The organism is Streptomyces albospinus (assembly GCF_014648695.1).
GTDB lineage: Bacteria > Actinomycetota > Actinomycetes > Streptomycetales > Streptomycetaceae > Streptomyces > Streptomyces albospinus.
Genome location: NZ_BMRP01000124.1, coordinates 1729 through 2095 on the forward strand (window position 1 = coordinate 1729; position 367 = coordinate 2095).

Consider the following 367-nt stretch of genomic DNA (forward strand, 5'->3'; position numbering starts at 1 on the left):
CGGCCGGAAGCGGCGTTCCTGCGCGCGCTCGGCCGCCGCTCGGCCGTGGCGCGTTTGTACGCGTCCGCGGGCGTCCTCTGGCGTGCGGCGCTCGCTGGGCTCGCGGATCTGAGCCGCGTTCAGGTGTCGCTTCACTACGACGACAGGTCCACGGCTCCTTCCGGTGAGGAGCGTGTAGGGTCCGCAATTCCGTGAGCACTGTCGGCGGATCACGAGCACTGATTGAGCAATTCCACGCGATCATGAGCACCGGCGACAGCCAGTAACGGACAGTTCGTGGAATCTTGCAGTCGGCCGGAGCTCAGCAGAACACCTGCTCGGCCACCTCCCGGATCGTGTCCGCCAGTAGCTCAGGGGCTGTGATGTG

General features: G+C 66.5%; 1 protein-coding gene. It reads left to right on the forward strand.

Annotated features, from left to right (window positions below):
* On the forward strand, positions 1-195 hold a 195-nt coding region (locus IEZ17_RS43695; protein ID WP_229853138.1), incomplete at its 5' end, for a hypothetical protein.
* Between the last annotated feature and the right edge of the window lie 172 nt (positions 196-367).